Below are 21027 nucleotides of genomic sequence, written 5' to 3' on the forward strand. Positions count from 1 at the left end.
AGGCAAACAGCAAAGGCAAACAGCAAAGGCAAACAGCAAAGGCAAACACCACACACGCCAATCAACCCACCGCGCTGCGCTATCTACCAGCCCCACACACAACGACGCCACCCGAAGGTGGCGTCGTTGTTTTGCTTTCACTGCGCATCACGCAACGCAGAGCACGTGCTAGCCGATTACTTGGCCGCACCGCCCTCCGGCACGAACTTGATCAGCTGATTGCTGGTCGCGGCGGTGCCGAAGTTGAAGCGGCCGTAGCCGGCGCCCCAGTACAGCGCACCATTGACCACGGCCGGCGAGCTGAGCACCGAGCCGGTGGCGTCGTAGTTCCACAGCGTGGCGCCAGTGTCGGTGTCGAGGGCGACCATGTTGCCGGCCATCGAACCGGCGTACAGCAGGTTCGGCGACACCGTCAGCGAGCCCTGGCCGCCGGCCGGTACGGTCGGGTTGACGCGGTTGATACCCGGCACCTTGACCTGCCACTTGATCTTGCCGGTAGCCGCATCCAGCGCCGCCCACGAGCCGCCGTTGTGGCTGACGGTGTTGTCCGGTCCCAGGGTGTAGGTGGTGTTGTTGTTGTTGTTGATGGCCACATAGATCTGCGACTTGTACGGGTCGAACGCGGTGCCCCACTCGACGCCGCCGGTGGTGCCGCCGGGGCCGACCTGGGTCGACCATACCTTGGCGCCGGTCTTGGCGTTGAAGGCCCAGTAGATACCGCTCTTCTGCCCGGCACCGACTAACTGCTGCGGCTTGCCGTCGCGCCACACGGTGAACAGGTTGACGCCAGCTCCGCCGAAATCGTAATCGGGGCCGGTCAGGTTGGTGGCTTGCGTATTCGGGCACAGACCGTTGGTAGGCGCGATGATGCACGACAGGTTCCAGGCATCGTAGCCCTGTGCACGATTGGCCCAGGCCAGCTTGCCTGTGTCCAGATTCAGCGCGATCACCGAGTCGACATAGTTATCCGGTGCCATGCAGTTCAGCTCGTCCTGCACGGTGAGGTCGCTGCCCAGATAGGAGCGTGCATTGGAGACGCAATTGCCCACGCCCTCGGGGATGTTGTAGTTGTTGCCGGTGCCGAAATACAGACGCTTGCTGATTGGGTCGATCGCCACCTGGCCCCACACCGAGGCGCCGGTGTAACCCTCAGGCACGTTGTAGAACTGCCACAGCTTCTTGCCGGTGTTCAGATCCAGCGCCACGACGCTGCCGCGGAAGCTGAAGGTGTGGTTGGGCGCCAGATTGCCCCAGTCGCCCGAGGAGATGCCGACGTAGATGCGGTTGCCGTAGATCACCGGCGAGGAGGTGATGCGCGCCTGCGGGTTGGCTTCGGCGGTGGTCTTCCACAACAGCTTGCCGGTCTTCTTGTCGATCGCCATCACGGTGCCGGCAGCCTGGTCGCCGACGATGATGCTCTTGGCGGTGATGGCCGGGGTATTGCGCGTCACCGAGGCGGCGTTGCCGGTGTAGTCGGACAGCTTGGCCTGCCAGTTCGGCTTGCCGGTCTGGGTGTCGACGCTATACAGAGTGCCGCCCCAGTCGGGCACGTAGAGGGTGCCGCCTTCGACGCTCGGCGTGGCCGAGATGTCGCCGGTGGTGGTCAGGGTCCAGGCCGGCTTGAGGCCCTTGACGGTGGTGCGATTGATCTTCCACTCACCCGGCGCGAAGCGCGCGTTGAAGTAACCGCCACCGGCGGTGGTCCAGCTGGTGGGGCTCGCGAACGGGAGGTTGCTGCCGAAGGCGCTCCACACCTGGCCGGAGCGCGCGAAGGCCTGGGTGTCCAGCGCAGACACCGGCTGTTGTGCGGTGGCGGAGCCGGGCTGGGCGAAAGCCACTGCGCTGGCGAGCAGGCAGGGAATGAGCGTCAAACTGCGTAACCGCAAGCGGCGATTGGAGTTGGTCATCACGGCATGTCCATTAATGGAAGGAAGCGCTGGATCCCCCCGGATCTGCGTGGTGAAGATCGCCGATTGCGGTGCCCGTGCAACACGCGTACGCCGTTGCATTCACGCAACGGTCGGGTCCGTCTGCATCTGGTGATACCAAGTCGAAAATATTGCGTTCAGCACGTGCGCTAATCGCACAAATAGTGATGATTCATCACTATTTCGCTCCAGTACGATAGAAAAAATGATTCAGCGCTGCAGCAGCGAATTCGTCAGTAATTCATGGGTTTGCAAAAGGTAACCAGGAAATTTTGCGCCACCTTGTACGGTGGGTCGCCGTCGGATGAGGCGCTGCCCGCGCGCCCCAGCGTGGCGCGTCACTGACCCTCGATGGGCGAGCCAACCAATCAGCTACACGACGACAAAGCCCTCTCCCCGCGGGAGAGGGCTTGGGGTGAGGGTACGAAGCGTAGCCCTGATGTATCCCAACCGCGCGGTGCTTTGCGTGCACCGGCATACGGCGCTTCTCGCCACCTTCTTCCGATGGGGAAGGAACGATCGAAAGCCCCTCTCCCCGTGGGAGAGGGGTTGGGGTGAGGGTACGAGGCGTAGCCCTGTTGTATCCCAACCGCACGGGGCTTTGTGCGCACCGGCATACGGTGCTTCGCGCCACTTTCTTCCGATGGGGAAGGAACGATCAAAAGCCCCTCTCCCCGCGGGAGAGGGGTTGGGGTGAGGGTACGAAGCGAAGCCCTGATGTATCCCAACCGCGCGACGCTTTGCGCGCACCGGCATACGGCACTTCGCGCCACCTTCTCCCGATGGCAGAAGGAACGATCGAGCGCATGCTCAGTGGTGGGCTTGGCCAGCGGTGAGCTCGGCGCGTTACGCGCGTTGAGGCGAGTGCGCGGCTGTGTGCACTGCAGCAGACGCGCTCAGCGCCAACTGCGCGATCGCATCGCGCACCACTTCCGGCACGGTCGCGTCCACATCGACCGACACCACATCTGCCTCGTCCAACGGCAGCTCCAGCGTCTGCAGCTGGCTGTCGAGCAGGCTGGGCGGCATGAAGTGGCCGGCGCGTGTGCTCAGGCGTGCGGCAATCACATGCGGCGCCGCATGCAGGAACACAAAGCGCATCGGTACGCCGCTGCCGCGCAGCAATTGGCGGTGCGTGCCGCGCAATCCGGAAAATGCCAGCACGACCGATTCGCCGGCATGCACGCAGTCGCGCAAGGTGGCGGCCAGCAGCTCCACCCACGGCAGACGCATGGCATCTGTCAGCGGTTGGCCGGCTGCCATCTGCGCGCGCGCAGCCACGCTGTGATAGTCGTCGGCATCCAGAAAGCGGAAGCGGTAATGCGCGGCGAGCGCCTGCGCGATGGTGGTCTTGCCGCTGCCCGAGACGCCCATCACAACGATGGCCATGGGCGAAGCGGACGCGGGCGTGGCAGGTACGGCGGTGTCCATCACGTCAGGTTATATCTCCGGATCGATTCGGCATTTGAGCCGATTTCACGTTGGCGGCAGCCGATGCGTGGTGTAGCGTCGGCGCTCCTTGCCAGGTGAGCGGGCACCCAGCGTAACGGCGTGCCCGGCCGGGTACAACGCATCCGAAGGTCTGTCGATGACGTCAACACCCGTACCGTCTCCTGCATCGGCGCGCCTGCGCTGGCGCGAAAAGCTGGGCTACGGCGCCGGCGATCTGGGCCTGAATCTGTATTGGGCCAACATCTCGGCGTTTCTGCTGATCTTCTACACCGACACCATGCATCTGCCGGCCGCAGCGGTGGGCACGATGATCCTGTTGACCAAGATCGCCGATGCGATTGCCGACCCGGCAATGGGCGCCATCGCCGACCGCACCCGCAGCCGCTGGGGCAAGTTCCGCCCGTATCTGTTGTGGGGCGCAATACCAATGGCGCTGACCGGCGTGCTTGCCTACACCACGCCGGACCTGGATCAGAACGGGCGCATGGTGTGGGCCACGGTGACCTTCCTGGTGATGATGCTGGCCTACACCGTGGTGAGCATTCCGTACTCGGCCTTGTCGGGCGTGATCACCGCCGACAGCCAGCAGCGTACCGGGCTGATCAGTCTGCGTTTCATCGGTGCATTTGCAGGCACCACGTTGGTCAATTACTTCACGATGGATCTGGTGCGCTGGTTCGGCGGCGGCAACGATGCGCTGGGCTGGCAGCGCACGATGATGCTGTACGGCGCAGTGGCGCTGGTGTTGTTTGTCACCGTGGCATTGACCACGCGCGAGCGCGTGCAACCGCCCCCGCAACAACGCACACCGATCCGGCGCGACATCGCCGATCTGCTGCAGAACAAACCGTGGTGTGTGTTGTTCGTGCTGTCGTTGATCATCATGATCACGATCACCATGCGCGGTGGTGCAGGCGTGTACTACCTCAAGTACTACGTGCAACGCCCGGATCTGGTCGGCTTGTTCCTAGGCAGTTATTCGGTGGCCTTGGGCGTAGGTGCAGCCATCACCCCATTGCTGACGCGGCATTGGGACAAGCGCCAGCTGATGTGCGGGCTGATGGTGATCGTCGGTGTGTTGAGTTGTGCGATGTTCTTCGTGCCTGCCGATGCGGTATGGGCGATCTTCGCGTTGAACATGTTGATCGGCCTGGCCCTGGGGCCGAAGTCGCCGTTGGCGTTTTCGATGTATGCCGACAGCGCCGACTACACCGAATGGCGCACTGGTCGGCGCGCGACGGCGATGACGTTTGCGGCGGCGACGTTTTCGCAAAAGCTTGGCGGCGCGCTGGCCTCGGCCGGCATCGCGTGGGTGCTGGCCGGGATGGGCTATGTGGCCAACAGTGCGCAGTCCACCGGGTCGTTGACCGGTATCGTGCTGCTGCTGACTGTGATCCCTGGGGTGGTCGCGCTGCTGGCTGCCTGGACCATGCGTTTCTATCCGCTGGACGACGGCTTGCTGAGCCGGATCCAGCACGAACTGGCCGCGCGCAAGCGCGACGAACCGGAGCACCCCTGACCGTGTCTGCAACGCCCACCGCTGCGTCCGACCCACTGTCCACCTTGATGGCGCCCAGCGCCGATGGCATGCGCTACGCGCTCTACAGCCCGACCGCCATGCCCAATGCCGGCGGCTTTTTGTGGAACCGCCGCATGATGTTGCAGCTCACCTGCCGTGGCTATGCCACCGGCCAGTTCATGCAGCCGGAGCCATCCAAGTACGCGCACGCACCAATGCTGGAAGCGCGCAATTTCATGATGCCCGAGCAGCCGTATTACGCGCATCACCCCGGGCGTTTTTTCTATCTCAAGGACGAAGACAGCGGCGCGCTGTATTCGGTACCGCACGAGCCGGTGCGCGCGCAACCGCAGGCCTTCGAATTCTCTGCCGGCAAGCACGATGTGCGTTGGCGCGTGCAGCATGACGACATCGTGGTGGAGCTGTGCGTGGCTTTGCCCACCGACGATGCGGTGGAGCTGTGGGAATGCCGCGTGCATAACGCCTCCGGGCGCGCGCGGCGGCTGAGCCTGTACGCGTATTTCCCGGTCGGTTACATGTCGTGGATGCATCAATCCGGCGGCTACGAGCCTGCGCTGGGTGGCATCGTCTGCCGCAGCGTGGCGCCGTACCAGAAAGTGGACGATTATTTTCGTCAGCGCGATTTCAAGGACTGCACCTTCCTGCTGCACGAGCAAGCGCCGGTGGCGTGGGAGGCGCAGCAACTGGCGTTCGAAGGCGAGGGTGGGTTGCATGCGCCTTCTGCCATCCAGGCCGAGCAGCTGGGCAACAGCGAGGCGCATTACGAAACGCCGGCCGCCGCGCTGCAATATCGCCTGAGTCTGCAAGCCGACGCGGCCAGCGTGTACCGCTTTGCATTCGGGCCGGCCAAGGACGATGCAGAAATCGCCGCGCTGCGCGCGCGCTATCTTTCGCAGGAAGGCTTTGCCGAGGCGGCACGCGCCTACGCGCAGTATCTACAAGCCGGCCATGGTTGCATGCAGATCGCCACACCCGATGGGGCGCTGGATAACCTGGTCAATCATTGGTTGCCGCGGCAGGTGTTCTATCACGGCGATGTCAACCGCCTGACCACCGATCCGCAGACGCGTAACTATCTGCAAGACCACATGGGCATGGCCTATCTGCAGCCGGCGACCGCGCGTGCGGCGCTGCTGCATGCCTTGTCACAGCAGGAACCCAGCGGCGCGATGCCGGACGGCATTCTGCTGGTGGAAGGCGCTGAGCTGAAATACATCAACCAGGTGCCGCATACCGACCATTGCGTGTGGTTGCCGATCTTCCTGAGTGCGTATCTGGCCGAAACCAACGATGCCAGCGTGCTGGAGGCGGTGGTGCGCACGCACGATGGCCAGGCGCTGAGCGTGGCCGAGCGATTGGATGCGGCGATGCAGTGGTTGCTGGATGCGCGCGATGCGCGCGGCCTGAGTTTCATCGCCCAGGGCGATTGGAACGACCCCATGAACATGGTCGGCTGGCGCGGCAAGGGCGTCTCCGGCTGGCTCACCGTGGCGACCGCGTATGCGCTGCGACTGTGGTCGGACATCTGCGCCGCGCATGGACGCACCGCGCAGGCCCAGACATTCGGCCAGGCAGTGGGCAGGGTAAACGCCGACGCAAACCGTGAGTTGTGGGACGGCAACTGGTATGCGCGCGGCATCACCGACGACGGCGTGCGCTTCGGCATTGCCGACGATGTGGAGGGGCGCATCTATCTCAACCCGCAGAGTTTTGCGCTGTTGGCCGGCACCGCCGATGAGCAGCAACGCACGGCACTGCTGGAGGCGGTGCGCGAGCAACTGCACACGCCGTATGGCCCGGTGATGCTGGCACCGGCCTATACCCACATGCGCGACGACGTGGGTCGCCTTACCCAGAAATGGCCGGGCGCGGCGGAGAACGGTGCGGTCTACAACCATGCGGTGGCGTTCTATCTGTACAGCCTGTACCAGATTGGTGAGGCCGACCGCGCCTGGGAGATCCTGCGCGCGATGCTGCCGGGCCCGACCCGCGAAGACGTGCTGCAGCGCGGTCATCTGCCGGTGTCGCTGCCCAACTACTACCGTGGCGCGTGGCATCAGTACCCGCGCACCGCAGGGCGATCGAGCCAGTTGTTCAACACCGGCACGGTGGCGTGGGTGTATCGCTGCGTGCTGGAAGGTTTGTTCGGTCTGGTCGGCGAGGGCGACGCGTTGGCGATCCGCCCGCAGCTGCCGTCGCACTGGCCGCATGCGCAGGTGACGCGGCAATTTCGTGGCGCGCAGTTCGAGGTCGTGTTGACGCGCGAGGCGGGTCGTCGCGACAGCGAGGTGCTGGTGGATGGCGAGGTCTGCCCGGATCAACGGGTTCACAACATCGTAGCCGGCCGCACGTATCAGGTGCGCGTGCGTCTGCCGGGCTGAGGGGTGTCTGTGGCTTGCTCTGCCAGCGGCCCTCACCCGCCCTTCGGGCACCCTCTCCCCCAGGGGGGAGAGGGGAGGTTGCCGGCAGTTTTTAGGTTGTCGTTGCTAGAGCTAGAGCTAGAGCTAGAGCTGGAGCTGGAGCTGGAGCTGGAGCTAGATCCAAAGCCAAAGCCAAAGCTAACGCCAAAGCTAACGCTCAAAGCCAGATCCAGGATCTAGAAGCCGTAAGCCGTAAGCCGTAAGCGGTAAGCGGTAAGCGGTAAGCGGTAAGCCCAAAACCCAAAACCCAAAACCCAAAACCAACAGCCAACAGCCAACAGCCAACAGCCAGAAGCCAGAAGCCAGAAGCCAGAAGCCAACAGCCAACAGCCAACAGCCAACAGCCAGTAAAGCCAGCAGCCGGCCTTCCGTTATCATCCGCTACGCCTCCTTCCCCCGCCTGCGGGGGAAGGTGCCCGAAGGGCGGATGGGGGCAGCCACGTCATCCCCACCTCCTCCAGCCGTCCACGCGCAGCACCCCGCTGCCCAATCTGCCGCCGGCAGCGTTCCGTCGCCCACGCGCTGTTCCCCACTGCGTAAACTCCCAGGCTCGCATCGCGCCGCCTAGGACACCCATTGGTCTCGAGCTGGATATTGCTGCTGGTCTCGCTGGGTTACGCCGCGCTGCTGTTCGGGGTGGCGTGGTGGGGCGATCGTCGGCCGATGTATCCGGAGCGGCCGTGGCTGCGGCCGGCGGTCTACAGCCTGGCACTGGCGGTGTACTGCTCGTCGTGGACGTTCTACGGCGCGGTGGGCTCGGCGGTGCGCAACGGTATCGGCTATCTGCCGATCTATCTCGGCCCGTTGCTGTTGTTGCTGTTCGGCTGGCGCATCATCGAGCGGCTGGCGCTGATCGCACGCTCCGAAAACACCGTGTCCATCGCCGATTTCATTTCCTCGCGCTACGGCCGCTCGCGGCGGCTGGCCGCGTTGGTGGCGGTGATCGCGCTGGTCGGCATCGTTCCGTATCTGGCGCTGCAGTACAAAGCGGTGGCGATGAGCCTGGAGGTGCTGACCGGGCATAGCAGCGCGGGTCGCGGCATCTTTGCCGATCCGGCGTTGTATGTGGCGCTGCTGATGGCCTTGTTCGCCACCTTGTTCGGCACCCGCCAGGTGGATGCCACCGAACACCATCACGGCATGATGCTGGCCATCGCGCTGGAGTCGGTGATCAAGCTGATCGCCATCGTGGCGGTTGGGCTGTTTGCGTGGATGTGGCTGAGCGATCACCAACTGCACATCGCCGATTCGGCGCGCACCTTGTTCGAACACACGCCGTCGGTGGGATTCATCTCGCAGACGCTGCTGAGTTTTCTGGCGGTGATCTGCCTGCCGCGGCAATTCCATGTGGCGGTAGTCGAATGCAGCGATGTCGGCGATATCCGGCGCGCGCGCTGGTTGTTCGGGGCGTACCTGGTGATCATCTCGGCGATGGTGGTGCCGATCGCCTCGGCCGGCATCGCGTTGTTCGGCAAGGGCAGCGCGGTAGTGGACGATGCGGTGGTGCTGGCCTTGCCGCTGAGTCAGGGCAATACGGTGCTGGCGCTGGTGGCCTACGTGGGCGGGTTTTCGGCCGCCACCGGCATGGTGATCGTGGCCAGCATCGCCTTGGCCACCATGGTCAGCAACGATCTGGTGATGCCGGTGCTGCTACGCCGCCGCGGCAGCGCGGATGCGCGTGCCGCGGTGGCTTCGCGCGTGCTGTGGATCCGCCGCGTGGCCATCCTGCTGCTGGCGCTGGTGGCCTACGGCTATCACCGCAGCGTGGCCAACGACACCACACTGGCGGCCTACGGATTGATGGCGTTTGCGGCGGTGGCGCAGTTTGCGCCGGGCGTGATCGGCGGGCTGTATTGGCGCGGGGCCAGCCGCAAGGGCGTGGAAACCGGCATGGTGCTCGGCTTCATGACCTGGATCTACACGCTGCTGCTGCCGGCCGCCACGCGTGCGGGCTGGCTGCAGCCGGAGTGGTTGGTGGACGGGCCGTTCGGTATCGGCTGGCTTCAGCCGCAGCAGTTGTTCGGCATGCGCGGCTGGGACCCGCTGGCGCATGGCACGTTCTGGTCGCTGCTGATCAACGTCGGCGCGATGATGCTGGTGTCGGCACGCTGGCGCCCGGGCGTGGACGAGCGGCTGCGTGCGGCACCGTTCCTGGACCCGTATGCGCAGCGTCCGGCGGTGGCCGGCGACTGGCCCGGGCATGTACGCGTGGCCGATCTGCAGGCGCTGGCCGAGCGCGTGGTGGGCGAGCGGCACGCGCATCGTGCCTTTGTCGACCAGGCGGTGCTGCTGGAGCGCGAGCTGCAACCGACCGTGGTGGCCGACCGCGCCTGGGTGCAGTTCACCGAGCGCTTGCTGGCAGCTTCCATCGGCGCGGCGTCGGCGCGGCTGGTGTTGACCAGCTTGTTGCGCGGTTCGGGCATGGAACTGGGCGAAGTGGTGGCGGTGCTGGACGAGGCCGGCCAGGAACTGCGCTTCAATCGCGAGATCCTGTCCACCACGCTGGAAAACATCAGCGCTGCGGTCAGCGTGGTCGACCCGGAGATGCGCCTCACCGCATGGAATCGGCGTTATCAGCAGTTGTTCGGTTACCCGGATGGCATGCTGTATGTCGGCCGCCCGGTTGCCGATCTGATCCGCTACAACGCCGAACGCGGCGAGCTGGGCGAAGGCGATATCGAAGACCAGATCGATCGCCGCATCCGCCACATGCGTGCCGGCTCGCCGCATGTGTTCGAGCGCACCCGCAGCGACGGCAAGGTGATCGAAATGCGCGGCCAGGCGCTGCCCGGCGGCGGCTATGTCACCAGCTACAACGACATCACCGACTACAAACGCGCCGAGCGCGCGCTGCTGGACGCCAACGAAAACCTGGAGCAACGTGTGGCCGATCGCTCGCGCGAAGCCGAGCTGGCGCAGCAGTCCAAAACCCGCTTTCTGGCGGCGATCAGCCACGACGTGTTGCAGCCGCTCAATGCCGCGCGGCTGTTCGCCTCCGCATTGCGCGAGAGCCATCAGAACAACGAAGAACAACGCCATCTGGCCGAGCGTGTGGATGCGTCGTTGCGTGCGGCCGAAGAATTGCTCGACGGTCTGCTCGACGTGTCGCGTCTGGATGCCGGCGGGCTGCGCCCCACGGTCGAAGACTTCGATGCCAGCGCATTGATGCACGAGTTGGCCGCGCAATACGCGCCGGTGGCATCCAGCCGCGGCCTGCGCCTGCAGGTGCATAGCCGGCCGATCTGGGTGCGCAGCGACCGCCGCCTGCTGCGCCGGGTGATGCAGAACTTCCTGGCCAATGCGCTGCGCTACACGCGCCAGGGCCGTATCGTGCTGGGCATGCGCGGGCGTGGCGAACAGGTGGAACTGCAGGTGTGGGACACCGGTCCCGGCATTCCCGAGCACCACATGCGGCAGATCTTTGAAGAGTTTCGCCGCTATCAGCAGCCCTTCGATTGGGGCGAGCAGGGCTTGGGATTGGGGTTGTCCATCTGCCAACGCATCTCGCGCCTGCTTGATCACGATCTGAGTGCGCGCAGTCAAGTCGGCCGCGGCAGCATGTTCTCGATCCTGTTGCCGCGCGTGGCGCCGGTGCCGGTGGCGCCGCTGGTGCCGGTGCCCGCCACGCGCACCTTGCCCAGCGGCGATTCGTTGGCCGGATTGCGCGTGCTGTGCGTGGACAACGACCGCGAGATTCTTGATGGCATGCGCGCGCTGCTTGGCCGCTGGCAGGTGGAGGTGATCACTGCCAGCACCGTGGATCAGGCGCTGGACTGTGCGCGCGAGCAACCGGATGTGATGTTGGTGGACTATCACCTGCACGACCGTCTGGATGGACTGGACACGCTGGATGCGGTGCAGGCCGCCGCGACTGCGCCGATCGCTGGCGCGCTACTGACTGCCGACGGTCGCGACGAACTCAAACAACTTGCACGTGCGCGCGGCTACCGCTTGCTCACCAAACCGGTAAAGCCCGCCTCGCTGCGTGCATTCTTGAGCGCGCTCCACGACGCGAAAAAGCGCTGAGGAGTAGCCACCCGAATGCAGCGTAGGAGCGTGCCTGCGCGCGACGGGGGATTGTCGATAACGCCTCGTCGCGCGCAGGCACGCTCCTACGAAGCACTTGCAATGAAGATGGCGCTTACGCTGGTCGCGACGAACTCAAACAACTTGCACGTGCGCGCGGCTACCGCTTGCTCACCAAACCGGTAAAACCCGCCTCGCTGCGTGCATTCCTAAGCGCGCTCCACGACGCGAAAAAGCGCTGAGGGGTAGCCACCCGAATGCAGCGTAGGAGCGTGCCTGCGCGCGACTGGGCATTGCCGATAACGCTCCGTCGCGCGCGGGCACGCTCCTACGAACGACTGGCAATGACGAGGGCACTTGCGCTGGTCGTGACGAACTCAAACAACTTGCACGTGCGCGCGGCTACCGCTTGCTCACCAAACCGGTAAAACCCGCCTCGCTGCGTGCATTCCTAAGCGCGCTCCACGACGCGAAAAAGCGCTGAGGAGTAGCCACCCGAATGCAGCGTAGGAGCGTGCCTGCGCGCGACGGGGCATTGCCGATAACGCTTCATCGCGCGCAGGCACGCTCCTACGAAGCACTTGCAATGAGGATGGCGCTTACGCTGGTCGCGACGAACTCAAACAGCTTGCACGTGCGCGGCTATCGCTTGCTTACCAAGCCGGTAAAGCTCGCCTCGCTGCGTGCATTTTTGAGCGCGCTCCACGACGCGAAAAAGCGCTGACGGGTAGCCACCCGAATGCAGAGTAGGAGCGTGCCTGCGCGCGACGGGGTATTGTCGATAACGCCTCGTCGCGCGCAGGCACGCTCCTACGAAGAACTGGCAATGAGGATGCCGCTTAGGCTGGCTGCGATGAACGCGAGCAACTTACGCATCAAAAGGTGCGCACACGATGGTCGCGATGAACTCAGACGCGCTCCTACAGAAAACAGGCAGTCGAAAGATTCCCTGTGCGCAGGGGCTTACGCCGCGCCGCTGAGGTGTTCGTACAGGATCACGCTGCCGACGATCACCAGGATCGCGCCGCCCAGGATTTCGGCACGTTTGCCGATCAGCGCGCCCAGTGCGCGGCCCAGCATGATGCCGGCGGTGACCATGCTGAAGGTGCACAGGCCGACCACTACGGCCACCACGCCGATGTGCACATCCAAAAATGCCAGGCTGACGCCCACCGCCATCGCATCGATGCTGGTGGCAAAGCCGGTGGCGGCCAATGCAAGCAGTCCGTTTTTCTTCGGCGCATCGGCTGCCTCATCTGCATCGTCAGGATCGGCACGCAGGCCGGCCACGATCATGTGCGTGCCCAGCGCACCAAGCAGCACGAAGGCGATCCAGTGGTCATAGGCGGACACATAGCTGGACGCCGCGCGGCCCAGCAACCAGCCGATCACCGGTGTGATCGCTTCGATGCACCCAAAGATCAATCCGGCGCGTAACGCATCGCGCCACTGCGGTTTGCGCATCGCCGCGCCCTTGCCGATCGCAGCGGCAAACGCATCGGTGGACATCGCAAAACCGATCAACACAATGGAAAAAGGAGACATCGACACTCTCGGGTTGGGCACGGTCACAACGGCATGCGCCCGCGCCAACCGTCGTCGTACGCGCATGCCGCTGGTCTCGCCAAACCACGATTGGTTGCCTGCACCACGGCGCAACGGCCGAGTATGTTGATGCAAGCGCTTTCGATAAACGAAAGCAGGCTACTCCCCAAGGGGCGCGCAGTGTAACAACGCAAATCCCGCTTTCGGGCGTTTTGCCTGCACGCGAAGGTCGGTCTGATCTTTATAGCCGTGGCTATGCAGCGGCCATCCGTGGGGTTGCAGCCGCAGTAGAACGGCCGGGAAACCACGGGCGAGCCCACGGCCCGGTGGTTGCGCTGTCAGTGTGTCGGCCGCGCTTGCTGGCCACCCAGCAGGGCACGCACGGTGGCCATTTCCACATCCCGGCCGGCCTGCAGATCCTGCACGGTGATCTGCACCGGCACGTCCGGCAGCACGCCGCGATCGGGTTGCGCGCTGGTTGCAAACTGACCGACCAGCGGCAGATCCACCTCGATGTGCGAGTTGGGCAAGTGCAAAAAGAAGAACGCGCTGCCGTTGATGCCGCGCAGATTGCCGCCGGTGGGCTGGCCGACCAGCGTGCCCAAGCCGTTGCGCTGTAGTTGCTGCGCAAACGCGAAAGTGGCCGAGCTGTTTTCGGCGTCGATCAGCACAAACACCCGACCAGTGAAGTGCGGCGTACGCAATGGCAGGTAGCGCTGCGCAGCGCTGCCGGTTTGCGCAGTGAGCGTGTAGAACCGCGTGTCGTAGGCAACCGCGCGCGTGCCCCAGTCGCGGAAGCCGCGATCCCAGGTGGTGACGTAGGCCGCCAACGCATCGGGCATGCGCCGATAGCGCACCAGGTTGCGCATCGGCGCCGCCGCGATTTCGCCTGCTGCCAGATACCCCAGCAGCACGCTGCCCACGTCCAGCCCGCCCTCGTTGCCACGCAGATCGATCACCAACGCAGGCACCTTGCGCTCGGCCAGGCGCGTGAAGCTGCGCGCCAGAAATGCCTGCCAATCCCAGGCGCTTTCATACAGCGCCCAATCCGGCATGCGCAGAACCGCCAGATCGGCTGAGTCCATCGTCAGCGTCCATGCCGGCGCTGCGCTGTCGCGCGTACGTTTGGCCGCCATCGCATCACGCTGCGCCGCGTCGATGCCGTGCACCTGCAGCGCGCGTGGAGCGGTGGCGCCGGGCGCGCGGACCTGCAGCACCGGGTTGGCGGAAATCTGCGGAAACAGCAACGGCAGATACGCATCGAATGCCTCGATCTGTGCAAACCCCTGCACCTCCATCTGGGCAATACGCTTGGCGTCGTTGCTGCCATCGGCGCGCGCCACTGTCATCAACGCCGCCAGAATCTGCGAGGTGGCAATGCCATCGATGGACAGCACTTCGGTGCCGGGCAGCAAGCCGGGCTGATCCGAGCCATTCCGGCTGACGATCATGCGGCCCTCTAGCCAGCGAAAATGGAACGGCAGGCGCCGGCCGTCGACGAACAGAGCCTGCTGAATCGGCTCGGGTTGATTGACGAAATTGGGGAAGCTGTGGCCGCAGCGCACGCTGGCGGTCAGGCGGGAGATGGCGAGGTAGGCCTGGCCGAGCGTAGCGCCATCGGCCAGTTCGGAGCGTAGCTCGCCGAAGCGTTGCGCAACCTGCGCCTCGGTGGCGTAGCGGTACAAGCCCGGATGCAGTGCGCCATAGGCCTGTTGCAGCACATCGATATCGGCCAGCAGCGCGGGACCGGGCAGTGGGCTATTGCGTGTCACCGCGGGTGCGGGCGGGGCCGCCCACGCGACGCAGATCGGCCAGAGCAGCACGAACAACACTGAAAGAAGGCGGATGCGATGGGACATGGCAGCTCCTGGGCAAGAGTCGCCAGCATCGGCAGCTGCGCGGTGGCGGGCGACTCAAATGCCCAATTGCCAAAAATTTTCAGGATGTGCGACGTTGCGCGCGCCGGTAGTCGCTGGGCGTGCAGCCGAAGTGCGCACGAAACACCCGGTTGAAGCTGGCCTTGGAACCGAACCCCACCGCCAGCGCGATGGAGAGGATGTCCTGATCGCCGGCCAGCAGGCGCTGGGCGGCGGCGATGCGCAGCGCGTTGATGAAGGCGCTGAAGGTCTGCCCCAGGCCTTCGTTGAGCGCACGCGACAGATAGTTGCTGTTGGTGCCCACGCGGCGCGCCAGCTCGGGCAGGCTGAGGTCCGGCTCGCGCCACCAGCCGTGCGCAGCGACCTCGGCAGCCACGCGTTGCCCCAGCGCCTGCCAGTCCTTTTCCGCCGCAGGCTGTGGCGCGGCAAGCGTTGCCGCCGGGTTGGACGGATCTGGCGGCGTCTCCAGCATCAGCGGCGTATCGCGCGGCGGGTAGTGCAGCCGGGCATGGCGCCAGCCTTCCAGCCCCAGGTAATAGACCAGCGCTGCGGTGGCCAGGTAGCGCGGAAACTCGTCGAAATAGGACAGCGGCTTCCATAGCCGGTCGCTGGCGGTGAAGCCAAGCCGCAACACCAGCAGAAAGAACGCGGCCAGCAGAAAACCGCGCAGCCACGGCAAGCGCAGCTCCTCGCGTGCACCGCTGTGATGTTCCAGCCAGCGTTGATAGGCCAGATACTCGCGCCAGGCCAGGAGCAGATAGGCAGTCAGCGATGCCAGCACCAAGGCATCTTGCAGCGGGGCGACCCAGGGCACGTGGACGGCGGCGTTCCAGTCCCACTTGCGTTGCAGTGGCCAGGTGAACAGCCAGGTGTAATAGCCGCCTTGCAGCAGCGCTGGCAACAGATGCAGCGCCCAGCGCCGCGGCAGCTGCCGGCGCGCCAGTTGGCGCACGTAGAGCCACACCAGTGGCCCGATCGCCAGTTCCCAGAACAGCGGCGCGTAGGTCAGATCAGGGTAGGCATCGTAGGCGCCGGCATAGCCCAGCGTGTACGGCGTCATCAGCGCCACCACCACCAGCAGCAGTGCGGCCAGGCAACGGTTGGCGATCCGGTTGGTTGGGGCCAGCAGCAACAGGCCCGCGCCGAGCACGCCATGCGCGCTGCCCAGCAGCAGGATGGTGCTCCACATCCCGAACGTGAGGCTGGACATGCGATCCCGCGTGGTCGACCGCGCCGAGTATAGGGCGATGCCTTGTGCAACGCGCCTGCGCATCTGCGCCAGGCGGCGTGGATTGCCTGAGGTCAGTGCAGCGCGTTGGAAATCTCTTGCGTGGCCGCACACAGCGCCTGCAAGGCCGCGTGCGGGCCCACCAGTTCCGGGCGGCGTGCGATGAACGGCACCGTGAGCGTGTAGGTCGCACTGCCGCGTTGCAGGATCGGCGCAGTCAGATCGACCACGCCCACCACCGCTTCGCTGGGTTGCATGGCGTAGCCATCGTTGCGTGCCTGCGCGGCGGCGGCCAGGAACTGCGCACGCTCGAACGGCACCTCGCTGGCGTCCAGCATGTCCAGCCAGCGCGCCTGCACCTCCGGTTGCTGGAAGGCGAACAGCACCAGCCCGGAGCTGGAATGGGTCAACGGGCGGCGATGGCCCGGGCGCACCACCAGGCCCAGATCGCTGGGCACATCCATCTGCGCGATCACCACGATCTGGTCGCCCGAGGGCGCCACCAGGTGGCAGGGCTGGCAGATCGCATCGGCCAGCCGCCGCATCACCGGCAATGCGGCCTCGCTGATGCTCTGTACCGGCGGCTGCTGCATGCCGAGCATGAACAGGCGGTTGGTCAGCACGTAGTCGCCTTCGCCATCGCGGGTGAGATATCCGCGTTCTTCCAGCACCTGCAGCATGCGGAAGATCTCGCCGCGCGAGCGGCCGATGCCTTGCGAGATCGCGCCCATGCTCATCGGCTGCGCCTGGCGGGCAAGAAGCTCGAGGATATCCAGCCCCTTGTCCAGGGCCGGCGCGCGGTACTTGGCGGGTTCGGGGCTCATCCGTTTGCAATTCCAGGCAAGGTGCGGCGCGCCAGAGTACAGGCATCGCCGGCAGGGGTCAGGGTGGGTGCTTGTGTGCAAATATAAACAAAGATTTTATATTTGCATGGCGTTGGCGTGCGCAGTACGCTCGCGCCATTGCAACGCAAGCGCCACAGCCTTGGGAGGGGATCGGTCGCATGCATCACAGTGACATTGCCGCGTCACCGCGCGGCAACCTGGCGCGTACCGCCATGGTTCCCCTGTTGTTGATCGTCAGCCTGTTCTTTTTGTGGGGCATGGCCAACAACCTCAACGACATCCTGATCAAGCAGTTCAAGAAGGCGTTCGAGCTGAGCGACCTGCAGGCCGGGTTGGTGCAGAGCGCCTTCTACATGGGCTATTTCGTCTTCGCGATGCCGGCGGCGATGTTCATGCGTCGCTACAGCTACAAGGCCGCGGTGGTGCTCGGGTTGCTGCTGTATGCGTGCGGGGCGTTTCTGTTTTACCCGGCCGCGCAGGTGCACACCTACTGGCTGTTCCTGCTGGCGTTGTTCGTCATCGCCAGCGGCCTGGCGTTTCTGGAAACCACGGCCAATCCACTGGTGACCGTGCTCGGGCCGGCCGATGGCGCGGCGCGGCGGCTGAATCTTGCGCAGGCGTTCAACCCCTTGGGGTCGATCACCGGCGTGTTGGTCGGCCAGCATTTCATTTTCTCCGGTGTGGAGCACACGCCCGCCGAGCTGGCGGCGATGGCGCCGGCCGCGCGCGAGGCGTTCTTCGCTGCCGAATCCTCGGCCGTGCAGATGCCGTATCTGATCATCGGCGCAGTGGTGGTGCTGTGGGCGATCCTGATCGCGCTGGTGCGTTTTCCCACCGGCGCGCCGGAGAGCGACAGCGGCGTGGCGCCCAAACGCGCACGCTTCGGCGAATTGTTGCGCAACCGGCGCTTCATGTTTTCGGTGGTGGCGCAGTTCTTCTACGTAGGCGCGCAAGTCGGCATCTGGAGTTATCTGATCCGCTACCTGCAGGACGCCGTGCCGGGCACGCCGGAAAAGACCGCGGCCACGTATCTGACCATCTCGCTGGTGTTGTTCATGGCCGGCCGCTTTGTCGGCACCGCATTGCTGCGCTATCTGGCACCGGCGAAATTGCTGGCGAGTTTTGCCACGATCAATGTGGTGTTGTGCGCGGTTGCTATCGCGCTGCCCGGCTGGACCGGGTTGTACGCGCTGGTGGCGGCAAGCGTGTTCATGTCGGTGATGTTCCCGACCATCTTTGCGCTGGGCCTGGATGGCATGCACGACGACGCACGCAAGCTGGGCTCCTCCTTGCTGGTGATGTCGATCATCGGCGGAGCGCTGCTTACGGCGGTGATGGGCGCGGTGTCGGACATGGCCGGCATTCACTGGGCGATGGCGGTGCCGGGTGTGTGCTTTGCGGTGATCTTGCTGTTCGCATTGCGCGCACGTCGCGTGACGCCTGTGATCGCCGGAGCCTGAGCATGCCGCGTCTTTGCTATGTACTGGATCTGCACGACGATGCTGCGTTGATCGCCGACTACGAGCGCTGGCATCAGCCCACCGAGGTGTGGCCGGAAGTGGTGGCCTCCTTGCAGCAGGCCGGCATTCTTGAACTGGAGATCTTTCGCAACGGCGATCGGTTGGTGATGCTGATGGAGGTGGGCGACGATTACGATCCAGCCGCCAAGGCCGCGCGCGATGCCGCCGATCCGCGCATCCAGGCGTGGGAAGACCTAATGTGGCGCTTCCAGAAACCGCTGCCGGGCAGTGCGCCTGGGGAAAAGTGGCGGGAAGCCGGGCGGATTTTTGCGTTGAGTGAGGCGGTAGCGGCGCAAGGGTGAGTGGCATCCCTCATCCGCCCTACGGGCACCTTCTCCCGCAGGCGGGAGAAGGGGGCGGTGAAGTGGCTGCAGCGTGCATGTTCCGCTCGCAGCCATGACTAGGCTAGCGTTGACTACGATCCAGCCGCCAAGGCCGCGCGCGATGCGGCCGATCCGCGCATCCAGGCGAGAGAAGCGCTGATGTGGCGCTTCCAGAAGCCGCTGCCGGGCAGTGCGCCTGGGGAAAAGTGGCGGGAGGCCGGGCGGATTTTTGCGTTGAGTGAGGCGGTAGCGGCGCAAGGGTGAGTGGCATCCCTCATCCGCCCTACGGGCACCTTCTCCCGCAGGCGGGAGAAGGGTGGTGGTGAAGTGGCTGCAGCGTGCATGTTCCGCTCGCAGCCATAACTAGGCTAGCGTTCTCGACTTTTCCGCTCGTAGCCATGGCTAGGCTACCGTTCTCGCCCTCGCAGTCATGACTGCTCTTTCTCTTGGCTTGGCCCGGCCGATGGCGCGGCGCGGCGGCTGAATCTTGCTGCTCGCAGTGATCTCTGCTGCGTCGTTGCCCGCTCACGCTTCCCTTCTCCCGCACGCGGGAGAAGGTGCCCGAAGGGCGGATGAGGGCGCTGGTCAGCCCTGTCGATTGGCTGCCAGGTCTTCCACCCAGAAACGTCCATCCGGGTAGCTGAATTCCGCAATCGAAGACGCGTGCATTTCTGCCGAGAAGCCGGGCACCTGTGGGGCAAGATAGCGGCCGTGTTGGATGCGCACCGGGTCCAGGAAGTGCTGATGCAGATGGTCGACGAATTCGATCGCACGGTCTTCCATCTGGCCGGTGATCGCGACGAAGTCGGCCATCGCCAGATGCTGCACCAACTCGCACAGGCCGACGCCGCCGGCATGCGGGAACACGCGCACGTTGAACTTGGCGGCCAGCAGCAAGATGGCGAGGTTTTCGTTGACGCCACCGACGCGCGCGGCATCGATCTGGATCAAATCCACCGCGCCGGCTTGCAACAACTGCTTGAACATCACCCGGTTCTGGGTGTGCTCGCCCGTGGACACCGGCACCGGGGTGATGCCCTGGCGGATCGCCGCATGGCCAAGGACATCATCCGGGCTGGTGGGTTCTTCGATCCAGGCGATGTCGAATTCGGCCAGCTGGCGCATCCAGTCGATCGCCGGGCCCACGTCCCAGCGCTGGTTGGCATCCACCGCCATCGCGATGTCCGGGCCGATCGCTTCGCGCGCGAGGCGGCAGCGGCGGATGTCGTCCTGCACGTTGGCGCCGACCTTGAGCTTGATGGTGCGGAAGCCATCGGCCACCGCTTCCTTGGCTAGGCGCACCAGTTTTTCGTCGGAGTACCCAAGCCAGCCGGGCGAGGTGGTGTAGGCCGGGTAGCCTTGCTCGATCAACTGCGCAGTACGCTGCGCGCGCTGCGGCTGCGCGGCGCGCAACATGGCCAGCGCTTCATCGCGGGTGAGCGCATCGGTGAGGTAGCGGAAGTCGATGGTGTCGACCAGCTGCTCGGGTGTGAGTTCGGCGATATAGCGCCACAGCGGCTTGTTGGCGGCACGCGCAGCCAGATCCCAGGCGGCGTTGATCACCGCGCCGATGGCCATGTGCATCACGCCTTTTTCCGGGCCCAGCCAACGCAGTTGCGAGTCGTTGGTGAGCCGGCGCGCGAAGCCGCCCAGGTCGGCGATGACGTCTTCCACGCGCAGGCCGACCACGTGTTCGGCGAGCGCGGCCACGGCGGCGGTCTGCACGTCGTTGCCGCGGCCGATGGTGAACACCAGGCCGTAACCGGCCAGTGCATCCGGCGCATCGGTGCGCAGCACGACGTAGGCGGCCGAGTAATCGGGATCGGGATTCATCGCGTCCGACCCATCGAGCTCGCGCGAGGTGGGGAAGCGGACGTCGTGGGTATCGAGGGCGACGATGGTGCTCATGGAGATCCTGGGCGATGGAAACGGGAAATAGAAAACGGGCGAAAAAGAGCGTGGGGAAGAGGGACGCTTGAGCCCCTCTCCCATCGGGAGAGGTGGTGAGGGTACGGACGCGCAGCGCCGGAAGTGTTGAAGCGCTGCAGTGACACATCCGTTTGCAACACAGATCAACAAAAAATCACTAAACGATTGACGACGCATCGATATCAACGCGCTACAGCGCTTGGTCATTCAACGCGCCGCTACAACCCAGAAAAAGATACGCATGAAAGATCAACACAAGTGCCGACACGTCATGTCTAGCAACACGTCCAACAACAACGCACGACAGCGCGACGAATCGTTCGGATACGTCGCTACGTACCCTCATCCCAACCCCTCTCCCGAGGGGAGAGGGGTTTTAAGTTGCGTCGTGCGG

At 64.8% G+C, this 21027-nt stretch carries 13 protein-coding genes, 1 pseudogene and 1 riboswitch; of the genes and pseudogenes, 7 read left to right on the plus strand and 7 right to left on the minus strand.

Annotated features, from left to right (window positions below; genetic code table 11):
• Positions 1-176 precede the first annotated feature (176 nt).
• Both RQH86_RS22600 and RQH86_RS22605 read right to left on the minus strand, forming a co-directional pair.
• Entirely contained in the window at positions 177-1907 is a 1731-nt protein-coding gene (locus tag RQH86_RS22600) for a PQQ-binding-like beta-propeller repeat protein (RefSeq protein ID WP_115514307.1), read from the minus strand.
• A gap of 867 nt (positions 1908-2774) precedes the next feature.
• On the minus strand, positions 2775-3359 hold the full coding sequence (locus tag RQH86_RS22605; protein ID WP_311240637.1) for a gluconokinase: 585 nt from the start codon (positions 3357-3359) through the stop codon (positions 2775-2777).
• Between the two features lie 157 nt (positions 3360-3516).
• Here RQH86_RS22605 and RQH86_RS22610 point away from each other — a divergent pair, with 157 nt between their 5' ends.
• From RQH86_RS22610 to RQH86_RS22625, 4 genes are all read left to right on the plus strand, one after another.
• Positions 3517-4899 carry an MFS transporter gene (locus RQH86_RS22610; RefSeq protein WP_311240636.1) on the plus strand — a complete coding sequence of 461 codons (1383 nt, stop codon included), beginning with the start codon at positions 3517-3519 and terminating at the stop codon, positions 4897-4899.
• Between the two features lie 2 nt (positions 4900-4901).
• Complete coding sequence (locus RQH86_RS22615; protein ID WP_311240635.1) at positions 4902-7301, plus strand: NdvB protein; 2400 nt, start codon at positions 4902-4904, stop codon at positions 7299-7301.
• Positions 7302-7916: 615 nt separating this feature from the next.
• Positions 7917-11366, plus strand: a complete 3450-nt coding sequence (locus RQH86_RS22620) for a PAS domain-containing hybrid sensor histidine kinase/response regulator (RefSeq protein WP_311240634.1) — start codon at positions 7917-7919, stop codon at positions 11364-11366.
• A gap of 514 nt (positions 11367-11880) precedes the next feature.
• The gene (locus RQH86_RS22625) at positions 11881-12090 is read left to right on the plus strand and encodes a hypothetical protein (protein ID WP_311260743.1); all 210 of its coding nucleotides are present in this window, start codon (positions 11881-11883) and stop codon (positions 12088-12090) included.
• Positions 12091-12329: 239 nt separating this feature from the next.
• Here RQH86_RS22625 and RQH86_RS22630 read toward each other — a convergent pair whose 3' ends face one another.
• The 4 genes from RQH86_RS22630 to RQH86_RS22645 form a co-directional block, all read right to left on the minus strand.
• Positions 12330-12911 (minus strand): manganese efflux pump MntP family protein, encoded by a 582-nt coding sequence (locus RQH86_RS22630; RefSeq protein ID WP_055846732.1) that lies wholly within the window; start codon positions 12909-12911, stop codon positions 12330-12332.
• A riboswitch (yybP-ykoY riboswitch) is annotated at positions 12882-13085 on the minus strand. It overlaps the preceding gene by 30 nt.
• 164 nt (positions 13086-13249) lie before the next feature.
• Complete coding sequence (locus RQH86_RS22635) at positions 13250-14719, minus strand: S41 family peptidase (protein WP_311240358.1); 1470 nt, start codon at positions 14717-14719, stop codon at positions 13250-13252.
• Between the two features lie 130 nt (positions 14720-14849).
• Positions 14850-15977 carry an AraC family transcriptional regulator gene (locus tag RQH86_RS22640; protein ID WP_311240359.1) on the minus strand — a complete coding sequence of 376 codons (1128 nt, stop codon included), beginning with the start codon at positions 15975-15977 and terminating at the stop codon, positions 14850-14852.
• 113 nt (positions 15978-16090) lie between these two features.
• Positions 16091-16840, minus strand: a complete 750-nt coding sequence (locus RQH86_RS22645) for an IclR family transcriptional regulator (RefSeq protein WP_115514303.1) — start codon at positions 16838-16840, stop codon at positions 16091-16093.
• Between the two features lie 179 nt (positions 16841-17019).
• Between RQH86_RS22645 and fucP the strand changes: the two genes are divergently transcribed.
• The 3 genes and pseudogenes from fucP to RQH86_RS22660 form a co-directional block, all read left to right on the plus strand.
• The gene (gene fucP, locus RQH86_RS22650; RefSeq protein WP_311240351.1) at positions 17020-18321 is read left to right on the plus strand and encodes an L-fucose:H+ symporter permease; all 1302 of its coding nucleotides are present in this window, start codon (positions 17020-17022) and stop codon (positions 18319-18321) included.
• A gap of 2 nt (positions 18322-18323) precedes the next feature.
• Entirely contained in the window at positions 18324-18683 is a 360-nt protein-coding gene (locus RQH86_RS22655) for an L-fucose mutarotase (RefSeq protein ID WP_311240352.1), read from the plus strand.
• Between the two features lie 111 nt (positions 18684-18794).
• Positions 18795-18968 (plus strand): annotated as a pseudogene (locus RQH86_RS22660) (L-fucose mutarotase); the annotation flags it as partial.
• A gap of 321 nt (positions 18969-19289) precedes the next feature.
• On the opposite strand, the gene RQH86_RS22665 reads toward RQH86_RS22660, so the two are convergent.
• Positions 19290-20612, minus strand: coding sequence for an L-fuconate dehydratase (locus tag RQH86_RS22665; protein WP_115554956.1), 1323 nt, complete (start codon positions 20610-20612; stop codon positions 19290-19292).
• Between the last annotated feature and the right edge of the window lie 415 nt (positions 20613-21027).

The organism is Xanthomonas sp. WCS2018Noco2-27, assembly GCF_031843525.1.
Taxonomy (GTDB): domain Bacteria; phylum Pseudomonadota; class Gammaproteobacteria; order Xanthomonadales; family Xanthomonadaceae; genus Xanthomonas.

Coding starts and splice junctions, on each gene's coding strand:
- RQH86_RS22645 (WP_115514303.1), bottom strand. CDS start 16,840: ATGAGCCCCGAACCCGCCAAGTACCGCGCGCCGGCCCTGGACAAGGGG.
- fucP (WP_311240351.1), top strand. CDS start 17,020: ATGCATCACAGTGACATTGCCGCGTCACCGCGCGGCAACCTGGCGCGT.
- RQH86_RS22665 (WP_115554956.1), bottom strand. CDS start 20,612: ATGAGCACCATCGTCGCCCTCGATACCCACGACGTCCGCTTCCCCACC.
- RQH86_RS22640 (WP_311240359.1), bottom strand. CDS start 15,977: ATGTGGAGCACCATCCTGCTGCTGGGCAGCGCGCATGGCGTGCTCGGC.
- RQH86_RS22605 (WP_311240637.1), bottom strand. CDS start 3,359: ATGGACACCGCCGTACCTGCCACGCCCGCGTCCGCTTCGCCCATGGCC.
- RQH86_RS22630 (WP_055846732.1), bottom strand. CDS start 12,911: ATGTCTCCTTTTTCCATTGTGTTGATCGGTTTTGCGATGTCCACCGAT.
- RQH86_RS22610 (WP_311240636.1), top strand. CDS start 3,517: ATGACGTCAACACCCGTACCGTCTCCTGCATCGGCGCGCCTGCGCTGG.
- RQH86_RS22655 (WP_311240352.1), top strand. CDS start 18,324: ATGCCGCGTCTTTGCTATGTACTGGATCTGCACGACGATGCTGCGTTG.
- RQH86_RS22600 (WP_115514307.1), bottom strand. CDS start 1,907: ATGACCAACTCCAATCGCCGCTTGCGGTTACGCAGTTTGACGCTCATT.